This window comes from Pedobacter sp. (assembly GCF_965227205.1).
Lineage (GTDB): Bacteria > Bacteroidota > Bacteroidia > Sphingobacteriales > Sphingobacteriaceae > Pedobacter.
Genome location: NZ_OZ245727.1, coordinates 3,849,463 through 3,864,762, shown reverse-complemented (window position 1 = coordinate 3,864,762; position 15,300 = coordinate 3,849,463). Strand labels below are relative to the sequence as shown.

At 36.1% G+C, this 15,300-nt stretch carries 14 protein-coding genes; 5 read left to right on the top strand and 9 right to left on the bottom strand.

Going from position 1 to position 15,300, the window contains the following annotated elements; translation table 11 throughout:
- Positions 1-37: 37 nt before the first annotated feature.
- Positions 38-1,378, bottom strand: a complete 1,341-nt coding sequence (gene ffh, locus ACO05K_RS16650) for a signal recognition particle protein (protein ID WP_231458525.1) — start codon at positions 1,376-1,378, stop codon at positions 38-40.
- A 234-nt stretch (positions 1,379-1,612) separates the two neighbouring features.
- Between ffh and ACO05K_RS16645 the strand changes: the two genes are divergently transcribed.
- A complete protein-coding gene (locus ACO05K_RS16645) occupies positions 1,613-1,852 on the top strand; it encodes a hypothetical protein (RefSeq protein ID WP_421945548.1) in 240 nt (79 codons plus the stop codon).
- Between the two features lie 60 nt (positions 1,853-1,912).
- On the top strand, positions 1,913-4,336 hold the full coding sequence (locus ACO05K_RS16640) for a DUF5916 domain-containing protein (RefSeq protein WP_421945547.1): 2,424 nt from the start codon (positions 1,913-1,915) through the stop codon (positions 4,334-4,336).
- Positions 4,337-4,511: 175 nt separating this feature from the next.
- Here ACO05K_RS16640 and ACO05K_RS16635 read toward each other — a convergent pair whose 3' ends face one another.
- From ACO05K_RS16635 to ACO05K_RS16600, 8 genes are all read right to left on the bottom strand, one after another.
- Complete coding sequence (locus ACO05K_RS16635; protein WP_421945546.1) at positions 4,512-5,534, bottom strand: DUF3078 domain-containing protein; 1,023 nt, start codon at positions 5,532-5,534, stop codon at positions 4,512-4,514.
- A 95-nt stretch (positions 5,535-5,629) separates the two neighbouring features.
- Positions 5,630-5,971 carry a hypothetical protein gene (locus ACO05K_RS16630; RefSeq protein WP_421945545.1) on the bottom strand — a complete coding sequence of 114 codons (342 nt, stop codon included), beginning with the start codon at positions 5,969-5,971 and terminating at the stop codon, positions 5,630-5,632.
- Positions 5,968-6,720, bottom strand: a complete 753-nt coding sequence (locus ACO05K_RS16625) for a hypothetical protein (RefSeq protein WP_421945544.1) — start codon at positions 6,718-6,720, stop codon at positions 5,968-5,970. Before ACO05K_RS16625 ends, ACO05K_RS16630 begins: the two co-directional genes overlap by 4 nt.
- 48 nt (positions 6,721-6,768) lie before the next feature.
- Positions 6,769-7,605 (bottom strand): glucosaminidase domain-containing protein, encoded by an 837-nt coding sequence (locus ACO05K_RS16620; RefSeq protein WP_421945543.1) that lies wholly within the window; start codon positions 7,603-7,605, stop codon positions 6,769-6,771.
- Positions 7,606-7,636: 31 nt separating this feature from the next.
- Positions 7,637-8,311: a glucosaminidase domain-containing protein gene (locus tag ACO05K_RS16615; protein ID WP_421945542.1), complete on the bottom strand. Its 675-nt coding sequence runs from the start codon at positions 8,309-8,311 to the stop codon at positions 7,637-7,639.
- A 76-nt stretch (positions 8,312-8,387) separates the two neighbouring features.
- A complete protein-coding gene (locus ACO05K_RS16610) occupies positions 8,388-9,026 on the bottom strand; it encodes an O-methyltransferase (RefSeq protein ID WP_421945541.1) in 639 nt (212 codons plus the stop codon).
- A gap of 9 nt (positions 9,027-9,035) precedes the next feature.
- Positions 9,036-9,452, bottom strand: a complete 417-nt coding sequence (ruvX, locus tag ACO05K_RS16605) for a Holliday junction resolvase RuvX (protein WP_421945540.1) — start codon at positions 9,450-9,452, stop codon at positions 9,036-9,038.
- A 106-nt stretch (positions 9,453-9,558) separates the two neighbouring features.
- Entirely contained in the window at positions 9,559-11,979 is a 2,421-nt protein-coding gene (locus ACO05K_RS16600; RefSeq protein ID WP_421945539.1) for an outer membrane beta-barrel protein, read from the bottom strand.
- 209 nt (positions 11,980-12,188) lie between these two features.
- Between ACO05K_RS16600 and ACO05K_RS16595 the strand changes: the two genes are divergently transcribed.
- The 3 genes from ACO05K_RS16595 to ACO05K_RS16585 are packed head-to-tail and all read left to right on the top strand — an operon-like array spanning position 12,189 to position 15,299.
- A complete protein-coding gene (locus ACO05K_RS16595; protein ID WP_421945538.1) occupies positions 12,189-13,337 on the top strand; it encodes an ATP-binding protein in 1,149 nt (382 codons plus the stop codon).
- A 2-nt stretch (positions 13,338-13,339) separates the two neighbouring features.
- Positions 13,340-14,839 carry a PSP1 domain-containing protein gene (locus ACO05K_RS16590; RefSeq protein ID WP_421945537.1) on the top strand — a complete coding sequence of 500 codons (1,500 nt, stop codon included), beginning with the start codon at positions 13,340-13,342 and terminating at the stop codon, positions 14,837-14,839.
- The gene (locus ACO05K_RS16585; protein ID WP_421945536.1) at positions 14,808-15,299 is read left to right on the top strand and encodes a gliding motility lipoprotein GldH; all 492 of its coding nucleotides are present in this window, start codon (positions 14,808-14,810) and stop codon (positions 15,297-15,299) included. Before ACO05K_RS16590 ends, ACO05K_RS16585 begins: the two co-directional genes overlap by 32 nt.
- The last annotated feature ends 1 nt before the right edge of the window (position 15,300 follow it).

Below are 15,300 nucleotides of genomic sequence, written 5' to 3'. Positions count from 1 at the left end.
TAAGCTTTAGTCTTTCTGCTTTTAACTTTCGAAAACCCTACCTTCTACCCATTGGCATTTTCGGCATACCTTTCATCATTGCTGCTGCGGCTGCCGGGTTCGAAAACTGTTTCATCATTTTACGCATATCTTCAAACTGCTTAATTAATTTAGTAACCTCTTCAACCTTGCTACCAGAACCTTTTGCAATTCTTAAACGGCGGCTTTGTTGAATCGCATCCGGATTTTCTTTTTCAAACGGTGTCATCGAGTTAATAATTGCTTCAATAGATTTAAAAGCATCATCCTGAATGTCAACATTCTTCATCATTTTGCCCACACCTGGAATCATACCCATCAAATCTTTCATATTACCCATCTTCTTAATCTGCTGAATTTGGTTATAGAAATCGTTGAAATCGAATTTATTTTTGCGGATTTTTTTCTGTAGTTCTGCAGCTTCTTTCTCATCAAACTGCATTTGAGCACGTTCAACAAGTGAAACCACATCACCCATACCTAAAATACGCGATGCCATACGGTCTGGATAAAACACATCAAGTGCTTCCATTTTCTCGCCCGTACCAATAAATTTTATCGGTTTGTTGACTACCGATTTAATGGAAAGCGCAGCACCACCACGAGTATCACCATCTAATTTGGTTAAAACAACACCCGTAAAATCTAATCTGTCGTTAAAAACTTTTGCTGTGTTTACCGCATCCTGACCCGTCATCGAATCCACTACGAATAAAATTTCGTGTGGTTGCGTTTTGGCTTTAACTTCCGAAATCTCGTTCATTAAAGATTCGTCAATCGCTAAACGACCAGCCGTATCGATAATGATTACATTATTTCCGTTTTGTTTACCATGCTCAATACCTTCTAAAGCAATACCAACCGGGTCTTTAGAATCGCGGTTTGCATAAACAGATACACCAACAGAAGTTCCTAAAACCTCCAATTGATCTACCGCTGCTGGGCGATACATATCACCAGCAACTAATAAAGGTTTTTTACCCTTGCCTTTTAAGTGTAAAGCTAATTTACCGGCAAAAGTAGTTTTACCGGCACCATTTAAACCAGCAATTAAAATAATAGTTGGGTTTGCTTTTGTTTCAAGTTCGGTAACCTCGCCACCCATTAAGGCTGCAAGCTCATCGTTCATTATTTTTGTAAGCAACTGACCAGGAGAAACCGCAGTTAATACGTTTTGTCCTAATGCTTTTTGCCTAACCTCATCTGTAAAGGATTTGGCGGTTTTATAGTTAACATCGGCATCTAATAACGCTTTACGAATCTCTTTCATGGTTTCTGCCACGTTAATTTCCGTAATACTGCCTTGTCCTTTTAATACTTTAAATGCTCTGTCTAGCTTGTCCTGTAAATTATCAAACATCTTTTTATAAGCTAAAAGCTTTTGCCTTTGGGCACAAGCTATTTGTTTTTAATAAAAGGCAAATGTATCAATTTTTGATTGTAAATCTTTGCAACCCAAGGTCAAAAATCATTTAATTAAAAATGCTTTGCTGCTTTACTCTTTTGAAAATTATCGTTCATCTCTGTTGATGGGCTGCAGTCCCGCCATACACTTCAATCTTTTTAAACTTCTGTCATTCATCTTTTTGCGTCATTGCGAGGAGGAACAACGTGGCAACCTTATCCATTAAGTACAACAAAGGAGTATTTCCGTTGCTGTCGGGTTTGGGCACAACGGTCGGTTGCAAAACGTTCAAAAAAGCATCAGTATTTTCCATTAGCCCTGGGTGCAGCAGTACCCTGCAGCAAGGAAGGAACTTACGAAGCGAAGCGTACAAGCAAAACACAGGAAGCAACAGAGTGTATTGCAGAAGCATTGCGCTTCAAAAATTAATATATTTTATAGTGCAACATTTCTAAAGTTTAAGAGTCTTATGCTTACCAAACCAAACTTATGAAATTCTATCTAACCCTTTTGTTGGTGTTATCTATGAGCTTTATTTTTGCTCAAGACCCATCTAAACAAAAGGAATTAAAAGCAGTTCGTACTGCTGAAACACCGAAAATAGACGGCGTTTTAGATGATGCCTGCTGGATAAATGTGCCAATTGCAACAGATTTTTTCGAAATCAGACCCGTACCTGGCCGCGTTGAAAAGCAAGATAGACGAACAGAAATGAAAGTTTTGTACGACGATGTGGCGATTTACGTTTACGCCCGCATGTATGATGCGAGGGATAGCGTTTCGCATGAGCTGGTTTCGAGAGATAATATTGGTAACGCTGATTTTATTTCGATAATTGTAGATCCGTTTTACGATAAAATGAATGGTAACGGCTTCTTTGTAACCGCTGCGGGTGTACAGTTCGATGCAAAATATTCTCAAGTTGGCGATGAAGACCCAAACTGGAATGCGGTGTGGGAAAGTGCAGTAAAAATTGACGATAAAGGCTGGACTTGTGAAATGAAAATTCCCTATTCTGCGCTCCGTTTTTCAAGTAAGGATATTCAAAACTGGGGTTTAAATTTTAGCAGGAGAATTCAAAGAAGCAACACACAAACTTTCTGGAATTTTGTTGACCCAAAAGTTAACGGCTTCATTAATCAGGAAGGTTTATGGACTGGCTTAACTAACATTAAGCCACCTGTAAGACTTTCTTTTTCACCATATCTTTCTGCTTATGTAAACCATTTCCCTGCAAATTTGCCAGGCGTTAAAAACACTACAGCTCGCTTTAACGGAGGTATGGATGTTAAGTACGGCATAAATAATAGCTTCACTTTAGATATGACGTTGGTGCCAGATTTTGGTCAGGTGCAATCAGATAACCGCATTTTAAACCTTACTCCGTTTGAAGTAAAATTTAACGAAAACAGGCAATTTTTTACTGAAGGAACCGAATTGTTTAATAAAGGCGATTTGTTCTATTCGAAACGTATTGGCTCGATTCCATCATACTCTAATTACAGTGAAATTGGTGCGGGCGATAAGATTATTAAAGACCAAACGGAAGCTAAAGTGCTAAACGCAACTAAAATCTCAGGCAGAACCGCAAAAGGTTTAGGTGTTGGTATTTTTAATGCAATAACCAATAGCATGCAAACCGAGGTTGAAGATGCAAATGGCAATCTTCGCGAGGTAGAAACCCAGCCTTTAACCAATTATAACATTCTGGTTTTCGATCAATCTTTAAAAAATAACAGCTCAGCAACATTTATAAACACCAACGTTTTAAGGCAAGGCAGTGCTTACGATGCCAATGTTTCGGCACTACTTTTTAACCTGAACAACAAAGACAACAAGTATTTTGTTAACGGCGGTGGTAAAATGAGTTATTTGCGTGGTGCAGAAACAAGTACTGGCTACAGTTACTCTTTAAGGTTTGGCAAGCAAAGTGGGAATTTTAACTGGAGCTATAATCAGGTTTATGCAGATGATAAATTTGACCCATCGGATATGGGCTTTTTTACAAACAACAACTTTTTAGATCAACGTGTGGGCTTTGGTTATAACATTTTTAAACCAAGCAAATGGTACAACGAATGGCAAAGTTGGTTCAGTATGTCTTATTCGAGAAGGGTAAATCCTGGCGATTACCAAAACTATGAAATAGAAACAGGAACATACGTTAGGTTTAAAAATTTATGGTCGGCAGAGTTTAATGCAAATTATGGCGCTAAGGGGAACGATTTTTACGAAGCCAGAAACGGACAAGTTTACAAAGCGCCAGAAACGTATCAAGTTGGTTTGTTCATCAATCCAAATCGGGCTAAAGCGTATAACTTCGGCGGTAACATTCGCTTTAGAGAGCAGCAATTATTTAAAGGCAAGTCTTATCACTATTACTTATTTCAAAACTTTAGGCTAAACGACAAAGTCGCTTTTGGTTTAGATTTATACTTTAACCCAAGTTACAATTATGTAAACTGGGCAACCATGCAAGGCAATCAATCTATTTTCTCTAGGTACGACCGCCGAACGGTAGAAAATTCTTTCGATGCTAAATATACTTTCACAAATTTGATGGGCGTAGCCGTTGTATTTCGCCATTATTGGAGCGATAGGCGAAATAAAGAATTTTATCTGCTTAAACCAGATGGAAACTTAGCCGATTATCAAGGTACTACGCCAACCGGCACAGATAGAAATTATAATGTTTTCAATGTTGATTTAATATATACCTGGCAATTTGCGCCGGGCAGCACATTAACGTTATCGTATAAAGATGCCGCAGAAACGTATCAAACCTACTATTTGGAAAAATACAACCGAAATTTGAGCGGAATTTTATCTGCACCACAGAATAATAGCTTATCGGTTAAGGTTTTATATTTTGTAGATTACCTCGACTTAAAGAAAAAGCACAAAAAGATTTAATTGGAAATGAATGTTTGGTTGCTTGTGGCGGCCATCAGTCCTGCTTTCACTCCAATCTTTTAGATAAATCTTATAGGTTGCTTTCCTTATTGCTATTAAAGCTATAAGGTTTACAAAAAGTATTTCCGTTTAATCAGGTTTATTTAACAAAGTGAGCTCCTGCAAAAACAAAAAACTATCTAGGAAAAACAAATGCAAAACCCAAAGCTAAAGTCTGGCTGGCTTGTATTTTGTTAGTTTGCATATCGGTATCAAATAGCGCAATTCCTGTTAAGCTCGTGTTCATAAAACGGTTAATCTTCGCAGTTAACGCAACATCTAAACGATGATCAATTCTAGAATACCTGAAATTTTCGTAAGGAATTAACATTGCATATCTTGCTTTCAGGTTGGTATTGGTAAATATGTCTTTATCAAAAGCAGATACAATCTGGAATGCAAGGTCGTTCTTTATTTTTTTGCCATATTCTACACCATAAACTTTTTGGGTAAGTCTTTTAACAGGATCTGGCTCATTATAAAGTTCCTGATCTAACACAAAAGTTTGGCGGGCTGTACCTGTACCAAAACGGGTAGAGAAATATTTATTTGGCTTATACTCAAAACCTACAGATTCAGTTAAATAACCCGGACCCATAAATTTTGAAATTAACTTAGCTGTTTCAACACCGTTTACCACGGAATATGAAAAACCATTATCAAACTGAGATTCAAAGTTTATCGAACCAAAGAAATACCAGTTTTTAGATAATTGAAATGAAGCCTTATTATCCCAGAAAATCCTATCGTTGGTTTTCTTTTGCAGCTGATCTTTATTTTTAATTTTTCCGTATTGCAAAATTACCTCACTAACATAGCTGTAACTGTTTTTGCTATACTCGGCTTTCCAGTTAACTAAACCACCTACTGCTATTGAGTTAACACCACCACCCTTCCAGTTATCACTAAATTGTGCCTGGTTAATGTTTATGCCAACCGATGTTCTGGTTTTCCAATAATTAACCTTTGCGTTAACCACCGCCGGACGCAATTTAACAGGTTCGAAAGATAATGGTAATATTCTGCTTGGTAACGGGCTACGCTTTAGCTTTATGTTCAAATCTTTAGTGTCGATAGGAATAGTATCAACTTCCTGAGCATATAGCTTAGTAGAACTGAGGCTTAAAAAGATGATTATGACGGCTAAATATTTCTTCATTAGGTACAAAGAAAAAGAAAATTTATTAGAGATTAAAAGGTTTCAGTATCAATATGATAAATTATAATCCAAAAAGGCAAAATGTTTTTAACGTTTTATGGTAGTTTTAATGCCCTAACATTTTTTATCCAGCCAAACCAATTATTGTTTTTAAGGTAGCTTAAATTATCCTCATTATCATAAGCTTCCTGTTCGAAAACAATTTTCATATAAGCCAGATGATGCTTTTTATAAACCAGGAGGTTAATTAAATAGTTAAATAAATAGATGGCGTAAAATGGTAAAATGAGTAATTCTAATTGCTGCCTTAAATGTATTTTCTCGTGATTTATTAGCGAGACATTATTTTTATCTGTTTTCCGCTTAACTAAAATGAATGGAAATATGGCCATGCCATTGGCTGGTAATCGTTTAATAATTAAAACGGGAGCTCTCACAGTTTATCGATACTTAATTGTGGCAATTGTGGTAATCTTAAAGCACTGGGATTTGCCCTGTAACTTTTATAAGCATTTCTAACAAACATATTAAACGAATAATCAGATGCTTCTAAAACAAACTGATAAGTTGGACGGTATTGCTCCATAAAATCTTTTAGTTCAGCCTCTTTTAAACCCAAAATTTGCTGTACAAGATTCGGATTGTAGCGATAATCAATCAAATCCTCCCGATAATCTTTCTCTAAAATCTTCTGTAAATGTCTGGCGTTTTTGCCTTGTCTGCTCAGCAAATTATAAATAGCATCAATACCCAAACCAACACCGCCGTTTCCAAAATTTAATAAATCTTTACTGCTGCCTCTTTGGGTTGCATAACGAAATTCCTTAATCGATTTTTCGTACTGCTGCTGCGGTGTTAATCTTTTTTGTTGTATCAATACATCTCTTAAACGAATTCCGAGCGGTTTTAATTGAAAATATGCTGCAGACTGACCTTTAAAAATTACAGTATCAACACCATAACCAGCCAAAGCGGCAACCAAAGTATCGCCAGGAACTGCAAAGGTACTAAATTCACCTTTTGTGGTGTTGTAAAGCCCATCACCACTCCTGGTATTGTAAATATAAACTTTTGCTAGCCTTTGTTTGGATTCCTTATCAATAACCACGCCTTGCACAGGTTTTGTTTGTGCAAAGAGCATCGCCGAAAGGCCAATAAAAAAAGCAAACGCTATTAAAAATCTCATTGAATAACAAAACTACAATTAATGGGGCAGTACTTATGCCGATTAACATTATTTAACCTTCAATACCTGCCCAAGTTTAATGCCATCTGTAGTTAAATTGTTTAAAATTTTTAAATCTTCTACACCAATGTTAAATCTTTTGGCAATGTTATAAAGTGTATCGCCTTTAATTACGGTGTAGGTTCCATCGGCTAAAATTGGTTTTGCACCCGGAGGAGGCGTTTCTACTGGTGTAAATTTCTTTTTTTCCAATGGGATGTTTTCATTTATCTCGGAGAAAACCCGATCTTCTCTTGCGATTTTTTGTTTCTCCGTTTCAGATTGATCGTACTGATAAAGCTGATATTTCTCAATCATGTTAATTAACAAATCAGGATATTTTGGATTTGTTGCATAACCAGCTTGCTTTAAACCTAAGGCCCAGCTTTTGTAATCATTTTTATCTAACTGAAAAAGTGCGCTGTAGCGTTTGCGTTTTAAAAACTCTGAGTGGTCTTTGAACGATTCGCGGGCATCTTTGTAAACCCTGAAACAATCATTTTTTTGATCATCATCTCTGAAATAATTTTTGCCTTTCCAATCGGATGTACATTTAATACCGAAGTGATTATTCGCATATTTCGCTAAATCGCTGTTTCCACTACCCGATTCCAGAATACCTTGCGCCAATGTAATACTTGCCGGAATACCAAAGGCATTCATTTCCTCTATCGCTACAGCTTTAAATTCGTCTATATAACTTAGTGTATTATAGCTTTTATAAGTGTTGTTATTTGCTTTGTTTGCAGCCTTTTCTATCTGTTTATTGTTCTTGCTGAATTTTCTTGATGAGCAAGAGCTTAAAAATAGAGCAATAAGAGCAAAGCAAATGTGTTTAATATTCATATTTTGGTTGATGTATTTTGATGATGGCAATTTATAATTTGATTTTCTGACCAGGCTTAAGGTTGGCCTTTTTTAAGCCATTTTTATTCATTAAAGCTTTAACGGTTGTGCCTTTCTTTTTTGCAATTACGCTTAAATTATCGCCTGGTTTTACGGTGTAATTTTTTGAAACTCTGGCTTTACTGCTTTTTCTTCTATATGCCGATTTGTAAACTGGTTCAACGTAATCTTCCGGGCGCTCATCGTATTTGTACAATTCGTACTTTTTAACCATTGCAATTACCTGGCTTGCCCAGGTTCTACTATGTGCATAACCAGAACGCTGTATGCCTCTTGCCCAACCTTTATAATCATACTGATCGTATTTTTCGAAAAGATTATTAAATGGAGCACGGGTTTCCATAATCTCTACAAAATGGCTGTAAGATTCGTCGGCGCTTAAATAATCGCGGTAAGAAGATCGAATTTCAGTATTGTTATTTGGGCCTTTAACACCAAAATGATTGTTTAGGTACTGAGCAATTCTGCTATTTCCGGCAGCCGATTCGTGAATGGCTACAGCTAATATTAAACTCGCTGGTAGTTTATGATCACGCATTAAGGTTTGCGCAAATTCTGCATGATCCGTTATGTATTCTTCTGTTTCTTGTGCTTTCGAAATAAATACACTAAAAAGTAAAAGGCAAAAAGTAAAAATTTTCATCATCGTTGGTTAATTGGTTAACTGTTTAAATGGTTTATCACCTTCTAAATCCAGTTAACCGGTTTAAACAATTACACGCTTAACCCAGTTTCCTTATCACAAAAAGGCCGTCTCTAACCGGTAAAATTAATTTTTCAACTCGCTTATCTTCAGCTATTTTATCATTAAAGCTAGTAATATTCTTGGTGTCTTTGTCTTGTTTTTCCTGAAGTACTTTTCCACTCCATAGTACATTATCAACAATAATAATTCCACCAGGGCGAACACGATCGAATATCAAATCGTAGTAAGTACCATTATTTTTTTTATCAGCATCGATAAAAACGATGTCGAAAATCTCATCAAGCTTATTTACTGTTTGAGTGGCATCGCCTAAAATGTATTTGATTTTATCGTTGTAAGGAGATTTTGAAAAGCTACTGCGCACCATTTCCTCAAGCTCAACATTAATATCAAGCGTGTAAATAATTCCGTTGTTTGTTAAGCCTTCTGCTAAACAAAGCGTTGCATAACCAGTAAAAGTTCCTATTTCTAATATCCTATCTGGAGAAACCATTTTGCTCAGCATACTCAAAACCCTGCCTTGATAATGTCCGGATAGCATTCTCGGCATCAGCACTTTTAAGTTGGTTTCTCTATCTATTTGCTGAAGCAATTCACTTTCAGGCTCGCAATAGTTTAGAAGTAAATCTTGTAAATCGTCGTTTATCAGGCTCATTTTGTTTGGTTATAAACGGTTACTTTCCATAAAATATTGTAAAATAATGGTAGCGGCAATGGTATCAACACGTTCTTTATCTCTTCTGTCTGATTTTTTTAAACCACTTTGCATAATGGTTTGATGTGCCATTTTAGAAGTGAAACGTTCATCAACCCAATGTTGAGGAATTGTTGGAAAAGCTTTTTTTAATGAGGTTGAAAAACCTTTTACGTGTTGTTTCGAATCAGAATCAGAACCGTCCATTTGTTTAGGGTCGCCTATCACAAAAGCTTCTACTTGCTCAGTAGAAATATATTTCTTAATGTATTCGATAGCATCTTTTGGATGAACGGTATCTAAACCTGTGGCTATAATTTGTAATGGATCGGTAACGGCAATGCCGATGCGTTTGGTTCCATAATCGAAGGCAAGGATTCTGGGCATATCGAAGTATAAAACCTAAATTTTATTAGATTAGGTTTGTTAACAAGCCTCAAAGGTAAGATTTTTTAATAAATTGGTTTTTTGCAGAGGAAATTACAAATCAGAACTAAGAGCCTGCCCTTTTCATTTCATCGGTAACACCACCGTTTGACCGTTTAGGTAATTTTAAAGGTTTCCCAAAACGAAAGCTAAAGCTTAAGAAAAAAAGACGGCTATCTCGTGTTAGTTTAAAATATTCTTGCGCCTGTGGAAAATCCGTTAAACCTTCCATCGCCTGGTTAAAGAAAATATCTCTGGCACTAAATTTTAAAGTTCCTTTGCCTTTAAGAATCGTTTTAGATAAACCTGCTGAAATCTGACCGGTTGGATAAAGCAATTCTTGCAAATCGTTACGTGCCTGCGTAATGTAAAAACCAGAAAGTTCGGCACTGAGTGTTTTTAAAATAGTAAACTGGTTACTGATGTTAAACTGAAATTGGTTTACAGATGATCGGTAGCTAACGTTTTGATAGCCGTTAAATTTTTTATAATTAAAATTCCCCTGTCCGTTAAACAACCACCATTTAGTTGGCGATAATTGCAGCGATGCTGATAACCCAAGATTTTTCATCTCCCCAACATTTCCATCTGTGTAAATTAAAATATTTGTGCCTTCTGATAAGAAAAGTTGTGAAAAGTAATCTTTAATAATGTTGTAAGATACCGTTGTGGTTAATAATTGACTGTAGCGGTGACTCAATTCTACATTCCAACTGTATTGTGGAACGATATATGGATTACCTCTTTGAATGGTGTATTTGTTAACAATAAATGTAAATGGATTCAGCTTTTGATAAGCCGGCCTATCAATTCTTCTACTTGCAGTTATTGTAAAAGTGTTTAAAGAATCGGTTTGGTAACTTAAATATCCTGAAGGAAATAAATTTGCATAACTTCTTGAAAACGATGAATCTGGTTTGGCACTATTCCCTAATTGATTGGCATCGTAATCTGTATTTTCAAAGCGTAAGCCAAATTGCGCATTTATTTTTCCAGCCCTATGCTCTAAACTAGCATATAAGGCATTAATATTTTCCTTGTATTTAAAATGATTACTTCTATTTAAATCTCTGGTGCGAATAAGCTCATTAATGTTTACATAATCAGCATTATTATCTGTACTTATTGATGAGGATTTAAATCCAGATTCGAAAGTGTTGTTTTTGTTCAGGCGAATTGTATAATCTGCTTTAGCAGAAAAAATTTTAATTGTTGATGGTATTTGAATATCAGTGCCTTGATTGTAGCTGTTGGTTGAAATCAATCTGTTGGTAAACTGTTGATTGTTATTCATGCTATATCTTAGCAAGTCTACATCAACAGATAAATCCTGGTTTTTGCCAATAGATTGCTTTAAATTAAGATTTAATGCTCCATTTCTAAATTTATATAAGCTATTACTTACTGTAGATATGGCAGAATCAACTGCTCCGTTAGTCTTTTTCCAGGTTGCAATGGCGTCGCTATTTCCATCTCTTTGAATTAACGTTCCACTAGCAGAAAAGCCAATTGTTGTGGTTTTCGAAGCATAGAAATCTACGCCTGTCTTAACAAATTTATAGTGTAAAAGGTTAGCAATTGCGGTATTCTGATCAAGAATTCCGGTTACATTATTATTCTGTCCTAAATAACTTCTGTAAGCGTAAATATCGGTGAAGTTGTTATTAATGTTATAATTTATAGCTGCGAAGGCATTGATTTTGCCTTTTTTGTAGTTTAACAACAATCCATTATTATTTTTATAATCTCTACTCCAACCTCCAATAATACTCACCGAACCATTAAATCCTTCCTGAGTAATTTTTTTGGTCTTGATATTTATGATACCGCCATTCCCACTCGCATCATACTTTGCGGATGGATTGGTCATTAATTCGATTTGATTAACCTGTGCCGAACTCATACTCGCTAACAGATTAGTCAAATCACCACCAGTTAAATAAGTTGGTTTTTCATCAATCATTACCAAAACATTTGATTTGCCTTGTAAACTGATTACCCCATCTTTATCAACCATTACGCCAGGTGATTTCTCGAGCAATTCCAACACGGTTGTACCAACATTTGTAGCGCCCGCATCAATATTTAAAATAACTTTTCCCTGAATATGCTGTATTGGCGATTTGTTGCCTTCAACTACCACCTCTTTGAGTACTTGGCTGCTTGGTAGAATTTTTAAATTAATGGTGCTTAGTACAAAAGGAGATTTAATCATTGTTGATTTACGGCTTTCGTAACCAACAGCTTTTGCATTAAAATAATAATTGCCCTTAATTGGTTCGCTAAAAAGTACCGAACCCTTTTTGTCTGTTTTTCCAGATTTTAAAATGATGTTTTTTGCAGATAAGAGTTGTACCGTTACATTCTCGAAAGGAACATTCTTTTCATTAAAAACAATAATTTTTATAAGCTTAGATTTATTCTGAGTAAAGCCTACTATTGTGTACAGCAACAGGAATAGCCACAATAAAGACTTTAAGAGGTTCATTCTGATAAACAATAGTTAGTTGAGCGTTTCGGTTGGGTGCCAAATATATGAAAAAAATAGTCACACCCATGTTACACAGTTAATTTTGTCTAAGTTTTAATTTCTGAAACCGCTTGAACTATAATTATATAGGTTTGACAGGGTTTGGTCTAGGTCAAAATATAAGGGTAATTTAACTTATTTCAATTCAAATTCTTATTTTGCACCAAATGCAGTTTAAAGAAATAATAGGACAAGAGCGAATTAAGCAACAGTTGGTGCAAACGGTTAAAGAAAACCGGATAAGCCATGCGCAGTTGTTTTTATCACCTCAAGGTGCAGGTGCTTTGCCACTTGCTATTGCCTATGCACAGTACATAAATTGTTTAGAAAAAGTTGCTGATGATAGTTGTGGCAGTTGCGCAAGTTGCAGAAAATATGAGCGTTTAATTCACCCCGATTTGCACTTTTCTTATCCGTTTTTCGCTTCTACAAGTATTAAAACAGCTGTAGATGTTTTAGATGAGTGGCGAAATATGGTTCTTGGAGATACTTATTTCGATATGGATATCTGGCGCTCAAAGCTAGATGCCGGAAATAAACAGCCAAATATTCCAATTTCAGAATGCCATGATATTATTAAGAAATTAAGCTATAAAGCTTTCGAAGCTGAAACGAAAGTTTTAATTATGTGGTTGCCAGAATATTTGGATAAAGCAGGAAATGCTTTGTTAAAATTGATTGAGGAACCACCCGCCAATACATTATTTATTTTAATCGCTCAAAACCAGGAGCAAATTTTAACCACTATACTTTCCCGAACACAAATTGTTAAAATTCCGAAGCTGAGCAATCAGGAAGTGTCTGATTATTTGCTTGCAAACAGTAGCGTTAGCGATAACCAGGCAATTGATTATGCTTTTTTGGCTGATGGAAACATAATTGAAGCAAAGGCTTTGGCGGCTGATACACAGAATGATAGTTCTGGCACTTTTGCTTCTTGGCTAAGAAATGGCTACAGTAATAAAGTACCCGATTTAATTGATTTTACCGACGAAGCTGCAAAATGGGGCAGAGAAAATCAGAAGAATTTTTTAAAGTATGGCATAAATTATTTACGGGAGTGTTGTTTAATTCTCAGCGGAGCTGAAGAGTTGGTGAAATTACCTCCATTAACGCTAGAAACTGCTAAAAAGCTAAGTACGCATGTGCTTACTTTGCCAATGGCAGAAGCCATTATTGCCGAATTAGAAACGGCACATTACCATATTGAAAGAAATGCAAACCCGAAAATTCTGTTTTTAGATGTATCTTTACAATTGGTAAAAATTATCAAGTTTAAAACGCTCCCTGCGGGGACTCAATATATATACAATTAGCTATGGGATGTGGAAGTTGTTCTACAGGTGGTGGTTGCACCCCTAATGGATGCAAAAGTAATGGCTCTTGCGGCACTGGTGGGTGCCAAACAATGGAAGTTCACGATTGGCTATCCAACCTGGATATGCCCTCAAATTATAAACCTTTTCAGGTTACAGAAATAAAATTCAAAGGTTCTCGTAAAGAGTTTTTCGTTAATACTGATAATATTTATCTCGAAATTGGCGAGCTTGTTGCCGTTGAAGGTCCAACTGGAGGCTTTGATGTTGGGCACGTTTCTTTAACCGGAGAATTGGTTCGTGTGCAAATGAAACGCCGTAAAACCAATATCGACCAGGTTACGAAAAAAATATACCGTAAAGCAACAGAAGCTGATGTTGAAAAATGGAATGCAGCAAAAGGGATGGAATGGGAAACCATGCACAAAGCCCGTAAACTTGCATTAGATTTACGTTTATCAATGAAAATTAGCGATGTTGATTATCAGGCAGATAAAACTAAAGCAACGTTTTTTTATACAGCAGATGGACGTGTAGATTTTCGTGAGTTGATTAAGAAAATGGCAGAGAGTTTCCGTATTCGTATAGAAATGCGCCAGATTGGAATGCGCCAGGAAGCTGGACGTTTAGGTGGTATCGGTTCTTGCGGTCGCGAATTATGCTGCTCTACTTGGCTAACCAATTTCAAAACCGTGTCTACAGCTGCGGCACGTTATCAAAACTTATCATTAAATACTTTAAAGCTTGCTGGTCAGTGCGGAAAGTTAAAATGTTGCTTAAACTATGAACTTGATACTTACCTGGATGCTTTAAAAGATATTCCAGATAGAATTGAAAACCTTGACACAGAAGCAGGTTATGCCCGTCATCAAAAAACTGATATTTTTAAGAAGGTAATGTGGTTTAGTTATCAGGGCGATGAAAACTGGATTCCGGTCGCTGCGGCTCGTGTTAAAGAAATCATGGCAATGAATAAGGCTGGCAAAAAAGCGCCAAACTTAAAAGAAGAAGCGGTACAAATTGCTGCTCCAGTTGTTGTAGAGAAATCTTTCGATTATGAAAATGTTGTTGGTCAGGATAGTTTAACAAGGTTAGACGAACGTTCTAGAAATAAAAACAACAAAAATAAAAAGGGTAAAAGTAACCAAAACAGAGGCGATAAAGCTCCGAATGTAAATCCTAATCAGCGTCCGCAAAATCAGGAGCAAAAACAAGGTAACGGAAAGCCGCAACAACAAGGGCAAAAACCACAACAGAATCAAAATCAAAGAAATCAGCCGCAGGCGGTGCCTAAGCCTGCACATGTAAACGGACCAAAACCTCAACATAAAAATCAAAAACCTCAGGGCGAGCAAACGCAAGCTGTTGTTAGTGCTGATGGAAGCATACCAGTTGAAGGGAATAAAACCGAGCAAAATAAAAACAGGAATAGAAATAACAGAAGGAAAAACAATAATCGCCGCAAGGAAAATGGCTCAGATAATAAACCAGCTGCAGAATAAGAAATTTGCACCCTTGTTTTGCATTTTATTAATTGCTACATTTTTTTTAGGATGTAAGCCCGGCGTTGTGGATAGTAATAATGAAATTACCGACCGCAAATGGACTTACAGAAATCGGATAATTACTTCTTTTGATATTAAGGATAATAGCAAAAGCTATAACTTGTATTTTAAGTTAAGGCATACAGCGGATTATAAGTATTCTAACATTTTTATTTTGGCGCACTTTGTTGATGGAATAAATAAAATAACCAAAAGATATCAATATAAACTCGCTAAAAATGATGGTGAATGGCTTGGTAGTGGCTCTGGTAATATTTTCAGTTACAATTTGCCATTATTAACTAAGCATCATTTTCCAAGAAATGGTAAGTTTTCTATCGAGATTGAGCAAAACATGCGTGACAATCCATTATTAGAAATTACCGATGCAGGTATTTTGGTAGAAGAAACACAGTAAG

Bases quoted from the DNA above. Each gene is read 5' to 3' on its own strand.
- ffh (WP_231458525.1), bottom strand. From the start codon at position 1,378: ATGTTTGATAATTTACAGGACAAGCTAGACAGAGCATTTAAAGTATTA.
- ACO05K_RS16640 (WP_421945547.1), top strand. From the start codon at position 1,913: ATGAAATTCTATCTAACCCTTTTGTTGGTGTTATCTATGAGCTTTATT.
- ACO05K_RS16635 (WP_421945546.1), bottom strand. From the start codon at position 5,534: ATGAAGAAATATTTAGCCGTCATAATCATCTTTTTAAGCCTCAGTTCT.
- ACO05K_RS16625 (WP_421945544.1), bottom strand. From the start codon at position 6,720: ATGAGATTTTTAATAGCGTTTGCTTTTTTTATTGGCCTTTCGGCGATG.
- ACO05K_RS16620 (WP_421945543.1), bottom strand. From the start codon at position 7,605: ATGAATATTAAACACATTTGCTTTGCTCTTATTGCTCTATTTTTAAGC.
- ACO05K_RS16615 (WP_421945542.1), bottom strand. From the start codon at position 8,311: ATGATGAAAATTTTTACTTTTTGCCTTTTACTTTTTAGTGTATTTATT.
- ACO05K_RS16610 (WP_421945541.1), bottom strand. From the start codon at position 9,026: ATGAGCCTGATAAACGACGATTTACAAGATTTACTTCTAAACTATTGC.
- ruvX (WP_421945540.1), bottom strand. From the start codon at position 9,452: ATGCCCAGAATCCTTGCCTTCGATTATGGAACCAAACGCATCGGCATT.
- ACO05K_RS16600 (WP_421945539.1), bottom strand. From the start codon at position 11,979: ATGAACCTCTTAAAGTCTTTATTGTGGCTATTCCTGTTGCTGTACACA.
- ACO05K_RS16595 (WP_421945538.1), top strand. From the start codon at position 12,189: ATGCAGTTTAAAGAAATAATAGGACAAGAGCGAATTAAGCAACAGTTG.
- ACO05K_RS16590 (WP_421945537.1), top strand. From the start codon at position 13,340: ATGGGATGTGGAAGTTGTTCTACAGGTGGTGGTTGCACCCCTAATGGA.
- ACO05K_RS16585 (WP_421945536.1), top strand. From the start codon at position 14,808: ATGGCTCAGATAATAAACCAGCTGCAGAATAAGAAATTTGCACCCTTG.